We start from the raw sequence: 14,532 nt of genomic DNA on the forward strand, positions 1-14,532 counted from the left end.
ACCCACTGGAGGCTCTCCACAGCCGGGCAGGCAGCCGCAGCCTGGCCGGTGGCCGGTCCCACCGCCCGGGTTCAGCCCGTGATGCGCTCGCGCACGATCGGTCCCCGCGCGGGCGCCTCGGTGCCGATGGACCACGCACCCTCGAGCGACTCGAGCGCCCGCGGGATCCGCGACGCGTCGTCGGTGTGGAGCGTCCAGAGCGGCTGCCCCGCGGCGACGGTGTCACCGGGCTTGACGTGCAGCTCGATGCCCGCCCCGGCCTGCACCGGGTCCTGCGCGCGGGCACGACCGGCACCCAGGCGCCAGGCCGAGACGCCGAACGGCAGGGCGTCCTGCTGCGCGAGCACGCCCGACGACGGCGCGGTGACGACGTGCTGTTCGCGGGCGATCGGCAACGCGGCTGCGGGGTCCCCGCCCTGCGCCTGGATCATCCGGCGCCAGGTGTCCATCGCGCGGCCGTCGGCCAGCGCGGCGGCGGGGTCGGCGTCCGGCAGTCCGGCCAGCGCGAGCATCTCCGACGCGAGTGCGACGGTCAGCTCCACGACGTCGGCCGGCCCACCGCCCTGGAGCACCTCGACCGACTCGCGCACCTCGAGCGCGTTGCCGATCGTCAGCCCGAGCGGGATCCCCATGTCGGTGAGCAGCGCCGAGGTCTTCACCCCGGCGTCGTTGCCCAGGTCGACCATCGTCTGCGCGAGCTCCCGCGACGCCTCGTACGTCGGCATGAACGCACCGGACCCGAACTTCACGTCGAGCACGAGCGCACCGGTGCCCTCGGCGATCTTCTTCGACATGATGCTCGAGGCGATGAGCGGGATGCACTCGACGGTACCGGTGATGTCCCGGAGCGCGTAGAGCTTCTTGTCGGCGGGGGCCAGGCCGGAGCCCGCGGCGCAGATCACCGCGCCGACGTCGGAAAGGATCTCCATCATCCGGTCGTTCGACAGCGCCGCCTGCCAGCCCGGGATCGACTCGAGCTTGTCGAGCGTGCCCCCGGTGTGGCCGAGCCCGCGGCCGGACAGCTGCGGCACCGCGACGCCGAACGACGCCACCAGCGGCGCCAGCGGCAGCGTGATCTTGTCGCCGACCCCGCCCGTGGAGTGCTTGTCGACCGTCGTCTTGCCGAGCGACGAGAACGACATCCGCTCCCCCGACGCGATCATCGCGAGCGTCAGGTCCTTGACCTCGCGTCGCTCCATGCCGTTCAGGAAGATCGCCATCGCCATCGCGGCCATCTGCGGGTCCTCGACGTAGCCGCGGGTGTAGGCGTCGACGAGCCAGTCCACCTCGGCGGTGCTGAGGGCGCCGCCGGAGCGCTTGGTGCGGATGAGGTCGACGGTGTCGAAGGGCTCGACGGCCATGGGATCAGTGCTCCTGCTGGTAGGTGACGAGGGTCCGCGGCCCGAAGGCGTCCGGCAGGACCTCGTCGATGGTGCGGATGCCGGAGACGGTCTCGAGGAGCATGCCCTCGGCCGAGTGTTCGAACAGCAGCTGGCGGCACCGGCCACACGGCATCAGGGTCGCCCCGTCGCCGTCGACGCACGTGAACGCCACGAGCTTGCCGCCGCCCGTCATGTGCAGCTGCGAGACGAGCGAGCACTCCGCGCAGAGCGTCACCCCGTAGCTCGCGTTCTCGACGTTGCACCCGGAGACGATCCGGCCGTCGTCGGTGAGCGCCGCGGCGCCCACCGGGAACGACGAGTACGGCGCGTAGGCGTGCCCCATCGCGGCCGTCGCGGCGGTCCGCAGGGCGGTCCAGTCCACGTCGGACGGGAGGCGCGGGTCGGCCCCCGCCGCGTCGGCGGCGGTCCGGCCGCCGCGCCCGTCCAGGGCCGTGGCCGGGTCCGCCCAGCCCGTCTGGTCGGTGGACGCGACGTGGTCGTCGCCCGCAGCGTGCGTGTCGGTCATGTGCCGTGCCTCCTGGCCGTCAGCTCTTGATGTACGGCTTGCCGGCCGCGGCCGGACCGCGCACCTGCCCGACCAGGCCTGCGACCGCAAGGATCGTCACCACGTACGGGAGCATGAGCAGGAACTCGCTCGGGACGGGCGAACCCTGGACGACGCTGAGCGCGTTCTGCAGGTTCGACGCGAACCCGAAGAGCAGGGCCGCGAGCATCGCGCGGATCGGGTCCCAGCGACCGAAGATCACGGCGGCGAGCGCGATGTAGCCCGCGCCGGCGGTCATGTCCTTCGTGAAGCCGCCGACTGCGTCGAGCGTGAAGTACGCACCGCCGAGACCGGCGATGGCGCCCGCGAGCGAGACGTTCCAGAACCTGGTGCGGTTCACGTTGATGCCGACCGTGTCCGCGGCCTGCGGGTGCTCGCCCACGGAGCGGAGGCGCAGGCCCCACCGGGTCTTGAAGAGCCCGAACGTGACCACCGCCACCGCCACGTACGCCAGGTACACCACGATGGTCTGTTCGAAGAAGATCGGGCCGATGATCGGGATCTGGTGCAGCAGCGGGATGTCGAGCTTCGGGAAGCGCAGGCCCTTGTTGAGCATCGACGCGTTCGGCGAGAGCACCTGCGAGTACAGGAACCCGGTCAGCCCGGAGATGAAGGCGTTGATGACGACACCGACGATCACCTGGTCGACGAGGTACTTGATGCTGAACGCCGCGAGGATGAACGACACCAGGACCCCGGCGACGACGGCACCGACGAGGCCGGCCCACGGTGTGCCCGTGACCGACGCGACGAGCGCGGAGGTGAACGCGCCGGCGAGGAACTGGCCCTCGATCGCGATGTTCACGACACCGACGCGCTCCGAGATCACGCCGCCGAGTGCGCCGAACACGAGCGGGACGCTCAGACCGAGCGCACCCACGAGCATGCCCGGGATCGTGATCGAGTCACCCGCGACGGCCCAGGCGAGGAAGCCCACGACGAACACGATTGCGAACAACGCGGTCACCCAGAGGCGGACGCGACGGAACGCGCGTGTCTCGACGACGGCGTAGACGGTGGCGAGTGCGAGGAGCACGATGACGACGACGCCCGTGGCCGTGGACGGTAGTGGAAGGTTCGGCAGGGCGAAGAAGTCACCCTTGGAGGACAGGCGGAACGTGGCAGTACCCGGTCGGTGTGCGACGCCGAAGAGCAGCAGCGCGATCACGGTGAAGACGCCGTACCCGATCGCGGCCTTCCAGCTGCGGGTCGTCTCGAGGTCGCGGCCTTGCGCGGGGAGCGCGGGGACCGCGGTGGGGGTCATGGTGCTCACGCGGCGACCGCCTTCTTGCTCTGCTTGGTGCGGGTTCGGCGACGGGCGCCAGGCTGCGGGATCCGGAAGATCGCGCGGACGAGCGGCGGGGCCGCGATGAAGAGGACGATGAGGGCCTGGATGACGCCCACGATGTCGATCGGGATGCCGTTCGCGGCCTGCATGGCGTAGCCGCCGTTCTTCAGCACACCGAACAGGATCGCCGCCCAGAACACGCCCCACGGCTTCGACCGGCCGAGCAGTGCCACGGTGATGGCGTCGAACCCGATGCCGGCGTCGATCCCGGAGGTGAAGCCCGTCGTGACCGCGCCCTGCACCTGGTACGCGCCCGCGATGCCGACGAGGGCACCGGAGATGACGAGGACCCAGATGGTCAGGGACGGCACGCTCATGCCGGCCACGCGGGCGGCGCGCGGGTTCTCACCGATGGTGCGGAACCGGAAGCCGAGCGAGGACTTGTTGACGAGCCACCACACGACGACGACCGCGATGATCGCCACCACGAAGCCGAGGTCCACGCCGTACCGCGGTCCGAACAGCGGCGGCAGCACCGCGCTGTCCTTCGTCGCGGGCGAGATCGGGTTCGGGCTGCCCGGTGCCTGCAGGAGGCCCGGCGTGCGGAGCATGTAGCTCACGAGGTAGAGCGCGACGTAGTTGAGCATGATCGTCAGGACGACCTCGTTCGCGCCCGTCCGCGCCTTGAGCACGCCCACGATGCCGGCCCACACCGCACCGCCGACGATGCCGGCGACGATCGTGAGCGGGATGTGGATCGCGGCGGGGCCGTCGAACGAGAAGCCGACCCAGCCGGCCGCCGCGGCGCCCATCAGGATCTGTCCCTGGCCGCCGATGTTGAACAGGCCCGCGCGGAACGAGAGCGCGATGCCGAGACCGGCCGCGATGAGCGGGACGGCGTAGTCGACCGAGCGGGTGATCGGGACGATGGCCTGCTGGAAGGTCGACGCACCGAAGTTGACGACGGAGCCCTCGAACAGCGAGGCGTACGCGCCGCCGACCGCGGTGCCGATCGCCCGGAAGGTGTCCGCCGGTCGGGCGAAGAAGTACCCGGCCGCCGCGCGGACGTTCTCGTCGGTGATGGCGATGAGGATGCCGCACGCGACGAGGGCGAGCACCACGGCGAGGACCGTCACGAGGGCGGACCCGTTCACGATGCCCTGGAGCGCCGCCTGCCAGCGGTCGCCGCCCTGGCGACGCTCGGTGTCGTCGGCGGAGTCGGTCATGAGGTGCGGGGTGGCCTCAACGTCCTGCAGGCGATCGTCGGTCAGCGGTGCGTCCGGCTGCGTGTCGGCCGTCGGCTGGGCATCCGGCTGCGTGTCGGCCGTCGGCTGAGCGTCCGGCTGCGTGTTGTCTGGCGTGTTGCTCACGCTGCCAGCTCCGTTCCGGTCGTGTGGGTGCTGTGGAGTTCTGCGGCCATCATGCGACCTGCGCCGTTCCTTCTGGGAGTTCGCCGGCCATCATCAGGCCGAGGACGTCCCGCGGGGTGTCCGCGGGGACGATGCCGACGATCGCGCCGCGGTACATCACGGCGATCCGGTCGGCGAGTGCCACGACCTCGTCGAGCTCCGTGGAGACGACGATGACCGGGACTCCGGTGTCGCGGGTGGCGACGATGCGCTTGTGCACGAACTCGATCGACCCGACGTCGATGCCGCGCGTCGGCTGCGCCGCCACGAACAGCCGCAGCTCGCGGCTCAGCTCGCGGGCGAGGACGATCTTCTGCTGGTTGCCGCCGGACAGCCGGCCGGCGGCGGTCGCGCGGCTCGGGGTGCGGATGTCGAACTCGGCGATCTTCTCGTCGGCGAACGCGTCGCGCTCCGCCGACCGGATCGTGCCGGCGCGGACGAACTCGGCGTGGTCGGCACGGTCGAGCATGAGGTTCTCGGCGATGGTGAACTCGCCGACGAGCCCGTCCTCCTTGCGGTCCTCCGGAACGAAGCCGACGCCCGCGTCGAGGATCTGCTTGACGGTGCGGCCGGTGAGCTCGCGGCCGTCGAGCGTGACGTGCCCGGCGTGCACCGGCTCGAGGCCGAGGATCGCCTCGGTCAGCTCGGTCTGCCCGTTGCCCTGGACCCCGGCGATGGCGAGGACCTCGCCGCGCCGGACCGTGAACGAGACGTCGTCGACGAGCACGATGCCGGACGGGTCGGTGACGGTCAGCCCGTCGACGACGAGCGCGTCCTCGCCCTCGGTGGCCGGCGCCTTGTCGACGACGAGGGAGACGGCGCGGCCGACCATGAGCGCCGCGAGCTCGTTGTTGGTCGCGGTGGGCGACGCCTCGCCGACGACCTTGCCGAGACGGATCACGGTGATGCGGTCGGCGACCTCGCGGACCTCGCGGAGCTTGTGGGTGATGAAGACGATGGCGGTGCCGGCGGCGCGGAGCTGCCGCATGATGCCCATCAGCTCGTCGGTCTCCTGCGGGGTGAGGACGGCCGTCGGCTCGTCGAACACCAGGACCTTCGCGTCGCGGGACAGCGCCTTGATGATCTCGACGCGCTGCTGCACGCCGACGGGCAGGTCCTCGACCTTGGCGTCCGGGTCGACGTCGAACCCGAACCGCTCCGAGATCTCGCGGACGCGCTTGCGGGCGCCGGCGAGGTCGAGCCGGCCGCCGAACGCGGTCTGCTCCTGGCCGAGGATGACGTTCTCCGCCACGGTGAAGACGGGGACGAGCATGAAGTGCTGGTGCACCATGCCGATGCCGGAACGCATGGCGTCACCGGGGCCGTCGAAGTCCTGGACGACGTCGTCCAGCAGGATCTCGCCCTCGTCCGCCTGGTACAGGCCGTACAGGACGTTCATCAGGGTCGACTTGCCGGCGCCGTTCTCCCCGAGGAGACAGTGGACCTCACCCGGCTCGACGGTGAGCGAGATGTGGTCGTTGGCGACGAGGGGGCCGAACCGCTTCGTGATGCCGCGGAGTTCGAGCTTCATGTTCTCAGAGTCTGTTTCTGTGATCGGCGCACGGAAACGCGGGCGAGGGAGGGTCCCCCGCCCGCGTCCACCGGACTACTTGACGGTCGCCTTGGTCTCGACCTTGATCGACCCGTCGATGATGCCCGACTTGATGGTGTCGAGCTCCTTCTCGAGGCCGCTGTCGACCTTGTCGGCGTAGTCGTGGAACGGCGCGATGCCGACGCCGTCGTTCTTCAGCGTGCCGACGTACGGCTCGTTGGAGTACTTCTTGTCCGCAGCCTGCTCGACGACGTCCTTGACGGCGGGGCGCATGCCCTTCTCGACGGACGTGAACGCGATGTCCTTGTAGCGCGGATCGGCCTCGTACAGGTCGCTGTCCGCACCGATCAGCACGGAACCGTTGTTCGCGTCCTTGATCGCCTCGGCAGCGGACTGGTAGATCGGGCCACCGACGGGCAGGATCACGTCGGCGTCCTGGTCGATGAGGGTCTGCGCGACGGCCTTGGCCTGGGTGCCGGCCTCGAAGCCGCCCGTGAACGAGCCCTTCTGGCTGTCGACGTCCCAGCCGACGACCTTGACGTCCTTCGACTTCTGCTCGTTGTAGTACTTCACGCCGTCCGCGAAGCCGTCCATGAAGATCGTGACGGTCGGGATCTGCATGCCGCCGAAGGTGCCGACGACGCCGCTCTTCGAGTACGAGGCGGCCGCGTAGCCGGCGAGGAACGCCGCCTGCGAGGTGTCGAACGTGATCGGCTTGACGTTCTTGGCGTCGATCGAGTTGTCGTCGATGATCGCGAAGTCGGTGTCGGGGTTCGCGGCGGCCTGCTTCTTCGTGGCGTCGGCGAGGTTGAAGCCGACGGTGACGATGAGGTTGCAGTTCTGGCCGATGAGCTGCTCGATGTTCGAGTCGTAGACGGTGGCGTCCTTGGACTCGGCCGACTTGTAGGTGGCACCGAGGTCCGCGGCGGCGTCCTTCATGCCTTCGAAGCCGAGCTGGTTGAACGACTTGTCGTCGAAGCCACCGGCGTCGGAGACCATGCAGGGGCGGAAGCTGGTCTTGTTGCCGGTCGCGGTGTCGGACGGGGCGGCCGAGCAGCCGGCGAGGACGGCGACGGTGCCGGCCAGCGCGAGGGAGCTCAACAGGACCTGACGGGTACGAGATGTCACGGGTGGGTTCCTCCGGGGAGCGTGCCCGGACCACGTGCGTTCCGGGCGATCGTGGCGACAGTACACGACCGCCCGGCCGGTACAGAACGCCCCTGAGGGACTCCTGGGATCAGTTACGGGATCGCGACCGCGCGGAAACGCGCCCGTAACGCGGTGTCACGGCGGGACCCCCAGTTCGGGGGACGTCAAACGCTTTTCGTGGTGGAGCGCTACAGGACGTCGCCGCGGCCGCTGATCTTCAGTGCATCCACCACACCCTTGACCCGCTGCGCGTTCGCACTCGTGGTGACGAGCAGGGCGTCGGGGGTGTCCACGACGACGATGTCCTCGACGCCGATGAGCGAGATGAGCCGCTGGCTATGCGAGACGACGATGCCGCTCGACGAGTCCGCGAGGATGCGGGCGCCGTCACCGAGCACCGCGAGGTTGTTGGCGCGGCCGCCGGACTGCAGCTTCGCGAGCGAGGCGAAGTCGCCGACGTCGTCCCAGTCGAAGTCGCCGGGGATGACCGCCATGCGTCCGGCAGCGGCCGCGGGCTCGGCCACCGTGTAGTCGATCGCGATCTTCTCGAGCTCGGGCCACACCGCGTCGACGACGGCACCGCGTGCCGAGGTGTCCCACGCGTCGGCGAGTTCCTCGAGGCCGGCGAGGAGCGCGGGCTTCGTCCGGCCGATCTCGGCGAGCAGCACGTCGGCCCGGGCGATGAACATGCCGGCGTTCCAGAGGTAGGTGCCCTGCTCGACGTAGGACCGTGCGGTGTCGAGGTCCGGCTTCTCGACGAAGGAGCGGACCGCGTGGGCGGTGGGGGCCCCGTCGATGCCGATCGGGTCGCCGTGCGCGTGGATGTAGCCGAAGCCGATCGCGGGCTCGGTCGGCGTGATCCCGATCGTGGTGATGTATCCGGCACGCGCGGCGACCACCGCCTCGCGGACCGACCGGCGGAACCCACGGGCGTCGCCGATGACGTGGTCGGCGGCGAAGGAGCCGATGACGACGTCCGGCTCGCGGCGCCGCAGGATCGCCGCGGCGAGGCCGATGGCGGCGGTGGAGTCCTTCGGCTCGCTCTCGAGCACGACGTTGTGGTCCGCGACGCCGGGGAGCTGGGACTCGACGGCGACGCGGTGCGCCCGGCCCGTCACGACCATGATCCGCTGCTCGCCGGCGAGCGGCGCGAGGCGGTCCCACGTCTGCCGGAGCAGCGAGGTGCCGGACCCGGTCAGGTCGTGCAGGAACTTGGGCGCGTCGGCGCGCGACAACGGCCACAGTCGCGATCCGATGCCCCCGGCGGGGATGATCGCGTAGAAGTCCTCGAGTGCGTCTGCCACGTGCTCACCGTACCGGTGCCACCGTGCGCGACCTGGGTGCTTCCCGCACCCTTCCCGCACGCTCGCGGTGCGGGAGTCCGCACGCGCCGGCCGCAGCCGTCCCGCCGGTCGTGCGCCGCGCCTCCCGTCCACCCGCGGGCGCGGCTGTTCATCGCCTGCGTGCCGGGCGTTCACGTCGGCGGCCCCGACGGGACACACCCGGGGCCGAGCATGGGCATCGCCATGAACGCACGCAGCGTGGAGCGCGGCACGTCCCAACGGACCGTCGCCGTCGTGACCGAGAGCTTCCTGCCCACCCTCAACGGCGTCACCACCAGCGTCCTCGCGGTGCTGGACCACCTGGAACGCCGCGGTCACCGCGCGGTCGTCATCGCGCCGGACACCCCCGGCATCGCGCAGTTCCGCTCGCGGACGCAGGTGGAGCGCTACCGCTCGTTCGACGTCCACCGGGTCCCGGCGGTCGCGTACCGCCAGTTCCCGGTCGCACTCCCCCACCCGGTGCTCGACACGATCCTCGCCGCCTCCGGCGCCGACGTGCTGCACGCCGCCAGTCCGTTCCTGCTGGGTGGACGCGCCATCACGGCGGCCGGGAGGCTCGGCATCCCCTCCGTCGCCGTCTTCCAGACCGACGTGGCCGGGTTCGCCCGCCGCAACGGCCTGACCGCGACCGTCCCGCTGGTGCGGAAGATCCTCGGGCGCATCCACGCCGGCGCGTCGCTGACGCTCGCGCCGTCGAGCGCGACCGCGGCGATGCTCGCCGAGGACGGCGTCCCGCGGGTCGCCCGCTGGGGTCGCGGCGTCGACACCGACCTGTTCCACCCTGCGCGGCGCTCCTCGGCGCACGTCCGGGCGCTCCGGCGGCGGATCGCACCGCGCGGCGAGACGATCGTCGGGTACGTCGGGCGGCTCGCACCGGAGAAGGAGGTCGAGCGGCTCGCCGAGCTCGGCGGCGTCCCGGGGGTCCGGATCGTCGTCGCCGGCGGCGGTCCGTCGCGGGCGATGCTCGAACGGCGGCTCCGGCACCTCGACGTCACCTTCACGGGGCCGCTGCGCGGCGACGCGCTCGCGGACGCCTACGCCACCCTGGACCTGTTCGTGCACACCGGTCCGGCGGAGACGTTCGGGCAGACCCTGCAGGAGGCCCACGCGAGCGGCCTGCCGGTCATCGCACCCGCGGCCGGCGGCCCGGTCGACCTGGTCGCCCCCGGACTCGACGGCGACCTGTACGACCCGGACGAGCCGCAGGCCCTCCGCCGCGCGGTGCTCGCCCTGCACCACGACCGCGCCCAGGCCGCACGGATGGGCTCCGCCGGACGGCTCCGGGTCGAGGGCACGACGTGGGAGGCGGTCGGCGACCAGCTGCTCGGCCACCACGACACGGCCCGCACGATCGGCGCGCCGCCCGCCGCGACGCGAGGTGCCCGGACCGGTTGGCACGAGAAGGTCAGCGCAGGCGCATAGGATGGCCGTGTTCCACACGAACACGAACGGCAAGGGCTCGCCGATCGGGCGAGCCCGTCCTATGGGAGGACGAGCTCATGGCCGAGCAGACCGGAGGGGGTACGGCGACCGCCGCACCCCGGGTGACGATCGATGCGCCGCGCGCTTCTCGGACACCGCAAGGGACCCTCTACCGGGGCTCGACCGGTATGTGGTCCTGGGTCCTGCACCGCATCACCGGTGTGGCGATCTACTTCTTCCTGCTGGTGCACATCCTCGACACCGCCCTCGTGCGGCTGTCCCCCGAGGCGTACAACGCGGTCATCGGCACGTACAAGACGCCGATCATGAACCTCGGTGAGATCGCCCTCGTGATGGCGATCGTCTTCCACGCGTTCAACGGGCTCCGGATCATCCTCGTGGACTTCTGGTCGAAGGGCCCGAAGTACCAGCGCGCCATGTTCTGGATCGTGCTCGTCCTCTGGGCGATCGCCATCGCCGGCTTCCTGCCGCGCCAGCTCATGAACCTCGTCGCGGACTTCAACTAGGGGGCATCCGGATGACCACGCAGACCATCGAGCCCCCGCGCTCCGCAGCAGCAGCCCGTCGCACCACCAACTGGGAGAAGTGGGGCTGGATCTACATGCGCGGCTCGGGCGTCCTGCTCGTCGTGCTGATCTTCGGGCACCTCTTCGTCAACATGGTGGCGGGGGAGGGCGTCAAGCAGATCGACTTCGCGTTCGTCGCCGGCAAGTGGGCGTCGCCGTTCTGGCAGGTGTGGGACTCGCTCATGCTCGTCCTCGCGCTGATCCACGGGTCGAACGGCATGCGCACGATCGTCAACGACTACGTGTCGAAGCCGGGCATCCGCAAGACCCTGCTCGTCGCGATCCTCATCGCCTGCGTCGTGCTCATCGTGCTCGGCCTGCTCGTCTGCTGGACGTTCGACCCGTGCCCCGCCGGTGCAGCCGCCGCGGACCTGCCGTCGTTCTGCCCCGCGCAGTAGTCCCGCCGACCGCAGCCGCGACCCCCTACTCGCCCGCCGTCCACTCCCCCGACGGCGCGGCCACCACCCCGGAAAGGCCCCAGTGACCGAGACCACCGTTCACCACCACCAGTTCGACATCGTCATCATCGGCGCGGGCGGTGCCGGCATGCGTGCCGCCATCGAGGCCGGCCCGAAGGCGAAGACGGCCGTCATCTCGAAGCTGTACCCGACCCGCTCGCACACCGGTGCAGCGCAGGGCGGGATGGCCGCGGCGCTCGCGAACGTCGAAGAGGACTCGTGGGAGTGGCACACCTTCGACACGATCAAGGGCGGCGACTACCTGGTCGACCAGGACGCCGCTGAGATCCTCGCGAAGGAGGCCATCGACGCGGTCATCGACCTCGAGAACATGGGTCTGCCGTTCAACCGCACGCCCGAGGGCAAGATCGACCAGCGCCGTTTCGGCGGGCACACGCGCGACCACGGCAAGTCCCCCGTCCGCCGCGCCTGCTACGCGGCCGACCGCACTGGTCACATGATCCTGCAGACGCTGTTCCAGAACTGCGTGAAGCTCGGCGTGAACTTCTTCAACGAGTTCTACGCGCTCGACCTCATCATGGTGGACGTCACGGGCGACGACGGCGTCACCCGCAAGCAGCCCGCCGGTGTCGTCGCCTTCGAGCTCGCGACCGGCGACCTGCACGTCTTCCACGCCAAGGCGATGATCTTCGCCACCGGCGGCTTCGGCAAGATGTACAAGACGACCTCGAACGCGCACACCCTCACCGGCGACGGCGTCGGCATCGTGTGGCGCACCGGTCTCCCGCTCGAGGACATGGAGTTCTTCCAGTTCCACCCGACCGGGCTCGCGGGCCTCGGCATCCTCCTGACCGAGGGTGCCCGAGGCGAGGGCGCGATCCTCCGCAACGCCTCGGGTGAGCGGTTCATGGAGCGCTACGCCCCGACGATCAAGGACCTCGCACCCCGCGACATCGTCGCCCGGTGCATGGTGCAAGAGGTCGCAGAGGGCCGCGGCGCAGGTCCGAACAAGGACTACGTGCTGCTCGACTGCACGCACCTCGGCGCCGAGGTGCTCGAGACGAAGCTCCCGGACATCACCGAGTTCGCCCGCACCTACCTCGGTGTGGACCCGGTCGTCGAGCCGGTGCCCGTGATGCCGACCGCGCACTACGCGATGGGCGGGATCCCGACGAACGTCAAGGCCGAGGTCCTGTACGACAACACGACCGTCGTCCCCGGGCTCTACGCCGCCGGCGAGTGCGCGTGCGTCTCGGTCCACGGCTCGAACCGACTCGGCACGAACTCGCTCCTCGACATCAACGTCTTCGGCAAGCGCTCCGGCAACAACGCGGCCGAGTGGGTCAAGACCGCCGACTTCCTGCCGCTGCCCGAGCACCCGGAGCAGGCCGTCAAGGACATGCTCGACCAGCTCCGCGCGTCGACCGGCACCGAGCGCATCGCCGTGCTGCGCAAGGAACTGCAGGACGAGATGGACAAGAACGCGCAGGTGTTCCGCACCGACGAGTCCCTGGCCCGCGTCACCGAGACGATCCACACGCTCCGGAACCGGTTCATGCAGGTCTCCGTGCAGGACAAGGGCAAGCGTTTCAACACCGACCTGCTCGAGGCGGTCGAGCTCGGGTTCCTGCTCGACCTCGCCGAGGTCGTCGTCTACTCGGCCCGCAACCGCAAGGAGTCCCGCGGCGGCCACATGCGCGACGACTACCCGAAGCGCGACGACGAGAACTACATGCAGCACACCATGGCGTACCTGACGGGCGATCCGCACTCGTCACTCGCCGACGACCACATCACCCTCGACTGGAAACCAGTCGTCGTGACGCGGTACCAGCCGATGGAGAGGAAGTACTGAGATGACCGACACCCTGGTCTCCGACGCACCCCGCACCGACACCGTGCAGGACGCCCCTCCCGGATCGTTCTCGGTCACCCTGATCATCCGGCGCTTCGACCCGGACGTCGACGACGAGCCGCGCTGGCAGGACTTCGACGTCATGATGCTGCCGACCGACCGCATCCTCGACGCGCTGCACAAGATCAAGTGGGACCAGGACGGCTCGCTGACCTTCCGTCGCTCCTGCGCCCACGGTGTGTGCGGTTCCGACGCGATGCGCATCAACGGCCGCAACCGGCTGGCCTGCAAGACCCTCATCAAGGACCTCGACGTGTCGAAGCCGATCTACGTCGAGGCGATCAAGGGGCTGCCGCTCGAGAAGGACCTCGTCGTCGACATGGAGCCCTTCTTCAAGTCCTTCCGCGAGGTCCAGCCCTTCCTGCAGGCGAGCTCGGCACCGGAGAAGGGCAAGGAGCGCGTGCAGTCCGTCGCCGACCGTGCCCGCTTCGACGACACCACGAAGTGCATCCTCTGCGCCGCGTGCACGTCGTCCTGCCCGGTGTTCTGGACCGACGGCCAGTACTTCGGCCCCGCGGCGATCGTCAACGCGCACCGGTTCATCTTCGACTCGCGCGACGACGCTGCCGACGTCCGGCTCGACATCCTCAACGACAAGGAGGGGGTCTGGCGCTGCCGCACCACCTTCAACTGCACCGACGCCTGCCCGCGCGGCATCCAGGTCACGAAGGCCATCTCCGAGGTCAAGCAGGCGATCATGCGAGGGAAGGCATAGGTCGCACCCGGTAGGCTCGCGGCCATGACGTTCGCGGAGACCCGCCCCATCCTCGACCAGCTCGGCTACACGATCCGCTACGTGCAGCTCCCCGGAGAGACCCTGCACGAGCCCCCGGTCGAGGGAGCACTGCGGGTCGTGCCGGTCGAGGGTGCCGGTGACTTCGCCCTCGAGGTCGTGGACTACGGCACCGCCCGGCGTCTCGCGACCGCCCGCGGCGAAGCCGATGCCGTCGAGATGCTCCGGCGGTTCCTCAACCGTCCGTTCCCGGCGCCGAAGGACATCCCCCGCCACGAGCTCGACGGGTTGCGCGACCGGGCGGCGTCCACGTACCCGCAGCTCGCGCAGCAGGTCGCGCAGGCGGGCGAGCAGGGGCTGACCATCCAGATCCCGGCGGGCGTGCCGGTCGACCGGATCGGCGGCCCGGACGGCTACCTCCTGCACCCCCTCGACACGCCGCTGGCGCAGCGGTCGCTCCCGCCGCACGTGGCCGGGTCGCCCGAGACGCACCGCTACCTGGTCGAACGGCCGTTCCTCGTGACCGTCCGGTTCGTCCAGCCCTGGTTCGACCAGCCCGGAGGCGCGCTGCGCTTCCAGACGGCGGATCCGTCGGTGACGGTGCGCGACCTCGTCGTGGACGGTTCGCTCTCACGCCTCCGCGTGGTCTGATGCGCGTCACCTGATCCACGACTGCCGCGCCGCTCCCGCAGCACGAATGCCGCACGACGAAGCGGCCCGCACCCTCCGGTGCGGGCCGCTTCGTCGTGCGGGTCGCTTCGTCGTGCG

13 protein-coding genes are annotated in these 14,532 nt (G+C 70.3%); 6 read left to right on the plus strand and 7 right to left on the minus strand.

Annotation, left to right across the window (positions count from 1 at the left end; genetic code table 11):
• Positions 1 to 71: 71 nt before the first annotated feature.
• From ACIQUC_RS14550 to ACIQUC_RS14580, 7 genes are all read right to left on the minus strand, one after another.
• Positions 72 to 1,361, minus strand: a complete 1,290-nt coding sequence (locus ACIQUC_RS14550) for a thymidine phosphorylase (RefSeq protein ID WP_402268256.1) — start codon at positions 1,359 to 1,361, stop codon at positions 72 to 74.
• A gap of 4 nt (positions 1,362 to 1,365) precedes the next feature.
• Entirely contained in the window at positions 1,366 to 1,764 is a 399-nt protein-coding gene (locus ACIQUC_RS14555; RefSeq protein WP_402268446.1) for a cytidine deaminase, read from the minus strand.
• Positions 1,765 to 1,927: 163 nt separating this feature from the next.
• Entirely contained in the window at positions 1,928 to 3,220 is a 1,293-nt protein-coding gene (locus ACIQUC_RS14560; protein WP_402268259.1) for an ABC transporter permease, read from the minus strand.
• Positions 3,217 to 4,605: an ABC transporter permease gene (locus tag ACIQUC_RS14565; RefSeq protein WP_402268262.1), complete on the minus strand. Its 1,389-nt coding sequence runs from the start codon at positions 4,603 to 4,605 to the stop codon at positions 3,217 to 3,219. The genes ACIQUC_RS14560 and ACIQUC_RS14565 overlap by 4 nt, the downstream gene beginning before the upstream one ends.
• A gap of 49 nt (positions 4,606 to 4,654) precedes the next feature.
• Complete coding sequence (locus ACIQUC_RS14570; RefSeq protein WP_402268265.1) at positions 4,655 to 6,175, minus strand: ABC transporter ATP-binding protein; 1,521 nt, start codon at positions 6,173 to 6,175, stop codon at positions 4,655 to 4,657.
• A 75-nt stretch (positions 6,176 to 6,250) separates the two neighbouring features.
• Positions 6,251 to 7,324: a BMP family protein gene (locus ACIQUC_RS14575; protein ID WP_402268268.1), complete on the minus strand. Its 1,074-nt coding sequence runs from the start codon at positions 7,322 to 7,324 to the stop codon at positions 6,251 to 6,253.
• Positions 7,325 to 7,533: 209 nt separating this feature from the next.
• On the minus strand, positions 7,534 to 8,649 hold the full coding sequence (locus ACIQUC_RS14580) for a mannose-1-phosphate guanylyltransferase (protein ID WP_402268271.1): 1,116 nt from the start codon (positions 8,647 to 8,649) through the stop codon (positions 7,534 to 7,536).
• A gap of 222 nt (positions 8,650 to 8,871) precedes the next feature.
• Here ACIQUC_RS14580 and ACIQUC_RS14585 point away from each other — a divergent pair, with 222 nt between their 5' ends.
• The 6 genes from ACIQUC_RS14585 to ACIQUC_RS14610 all read left to right on the plus strand — a co-directional run bounded on the left by ACIQUC_RS14585 (position 8,872) and on the right by ACIQUC_RS14610 (position 14,415).
• The gene (locus ACIQUC_RS14585) at positions 8,872 to 10,110 is read left to right on the plus strand and encodes a glycosyltransferase family 4 protein (RefSeq protein WP_402268274.1); all 1,239 of its coding nucleotides are present in this window, start codon (positions 8,872 to 8,874) and stop codon (positions 10,108 to 10,110) included.
• Positions 10,111 to 10,187: 77 nt separating this feature from the next.
• Positions 10,188 to 10,637, plus strand: a complete 450-nt coding sequence (gene sdhC / locus ACIQUC_RS14590) for a succinate dehydrogenase, cytochrome b556 subunit (RefSeq protein ID WP_083857977.1) — start codon at positions 10,188 to 10,190, stop codon at positions 10,635 to 10,637.
• Positions 10,638 to 10,648: 11 nt separating this feature from the next.
• Positions 10,649 to 11,095, plus strand: a complete 447-nt coding sequence (sdhD, locus tag ACIQUC_RS14595) for a succinate dehydrogenase, hydrophobic membrane anchor protein (protein WP_079236494.1) — start codon at positions 10,649 to 10,651, stop codon at positions 11,093 to 11,095.
• Between the two features lie 82 nt (positions 11,096 to 11,177).
• On the plus strand, positions 11,178 to 12,971 hold the full coding sequence (gene sdhA / locus ACIQUC_RS14600; protein ID WP_022907493.1) for a succinate dehydrogenase flavoprotein subunit: 1,794 nt from the start codon (positions 11,178 to 11,180) through the stop codon (positions 12,969 to 12,971).
• A 1-nt stretch (position 12,972) separates the two neighbouring features.
• Positions 12,973 to 13,746 carry a succinate dehydrogenase iron-sulfur subunit gene (locus ACIQUC_RS14605; protein ID WP_022907492.1) on the plus strand — a complete coding sequence of 258 codons (774 nt, stop codon included), beginning with the start codon at positions 12,973 to 12,975 and terminating at the stop codon, positions 13,744 to 13,746.
• A 24-nt stretch (positions 13,747 to 13,770) separates the two neighbouring features.
• A complete protein-coding gene (locus tag ACIQUC_RS14610; protein ID WP_402268279.1) occupies positions 13,771 to 14,415 on the plus strand; it encodes a TNT domain-containing protein in 645 nt (214 codons plus the stop codon).
• Positions 14,416 to 14,532: the final 117 nt, after the last annotated feature.

It is taken from the genome of Curtobacterium sp. NPDC098951 (assembly GCF_044759965.1).
Lineage (GTDB): Bacteria > Actinomycetota > Actinomycetes > Actinomycetales > Microbacteriaceae > Curtobacterium.

What these genes read in the sequence shown, in the direction of transcription:
- ACIQUC_RS14570 (WP_402268265.1), bottom strand. Translation starts at nt 6,175, where the DNA reads ATGAAGCTCGAACTCCGCGGCATCACGAAGCGGTTCGGCCCCCTCGTC.
- ACIQUC_RS14550 (WP_402268256.1), bottom strand. Translation starts at nt 1,361, where the DNA reads ATGGCCGTCGAGCCCTTCGACACCGTCGACCTCATCCGCACCAAGCGC.
- sdhC (WP_083857977.1), top strand. Translation starts at nt 10,188, where the DNA reads ATGGCCGAGCAGACCGGAGGGGGTACGGCGACCGCCGCACCCCGGGTG.
- ACIQUC_RS14610 (WP_402268279.1), top strand. Translation starts at nt 13,771, where the DNA reads ATGACGTTCGCGGAGACCCGCCCCATCCTCGACCAGCTCGGCTACACG.
- ACIQUC_RS14605 (WP_022907492.1), top strand. Translation starts at nt 12,973, where the DNA reads ATGACCGACACCCTGGTCTCCGACGCACCCCGCACCGACACCGTGCAG.
- sdhD (WP_079236494.1), top strand. Translation starts at nt 10,649, where the DNA reads ATGACCACGCAGACCATCGAGCCCCCGCGCTCCGCAGCAGCAGCCCGT.
- ACIQUC_RS14585 (WP_402268274.1), top strand. Translation starts at nt 8,872, where the DNA reads ATGAACGCACGCAGCGTGGAGCGCGGCACGTCCCAACGGACCGTCGCC.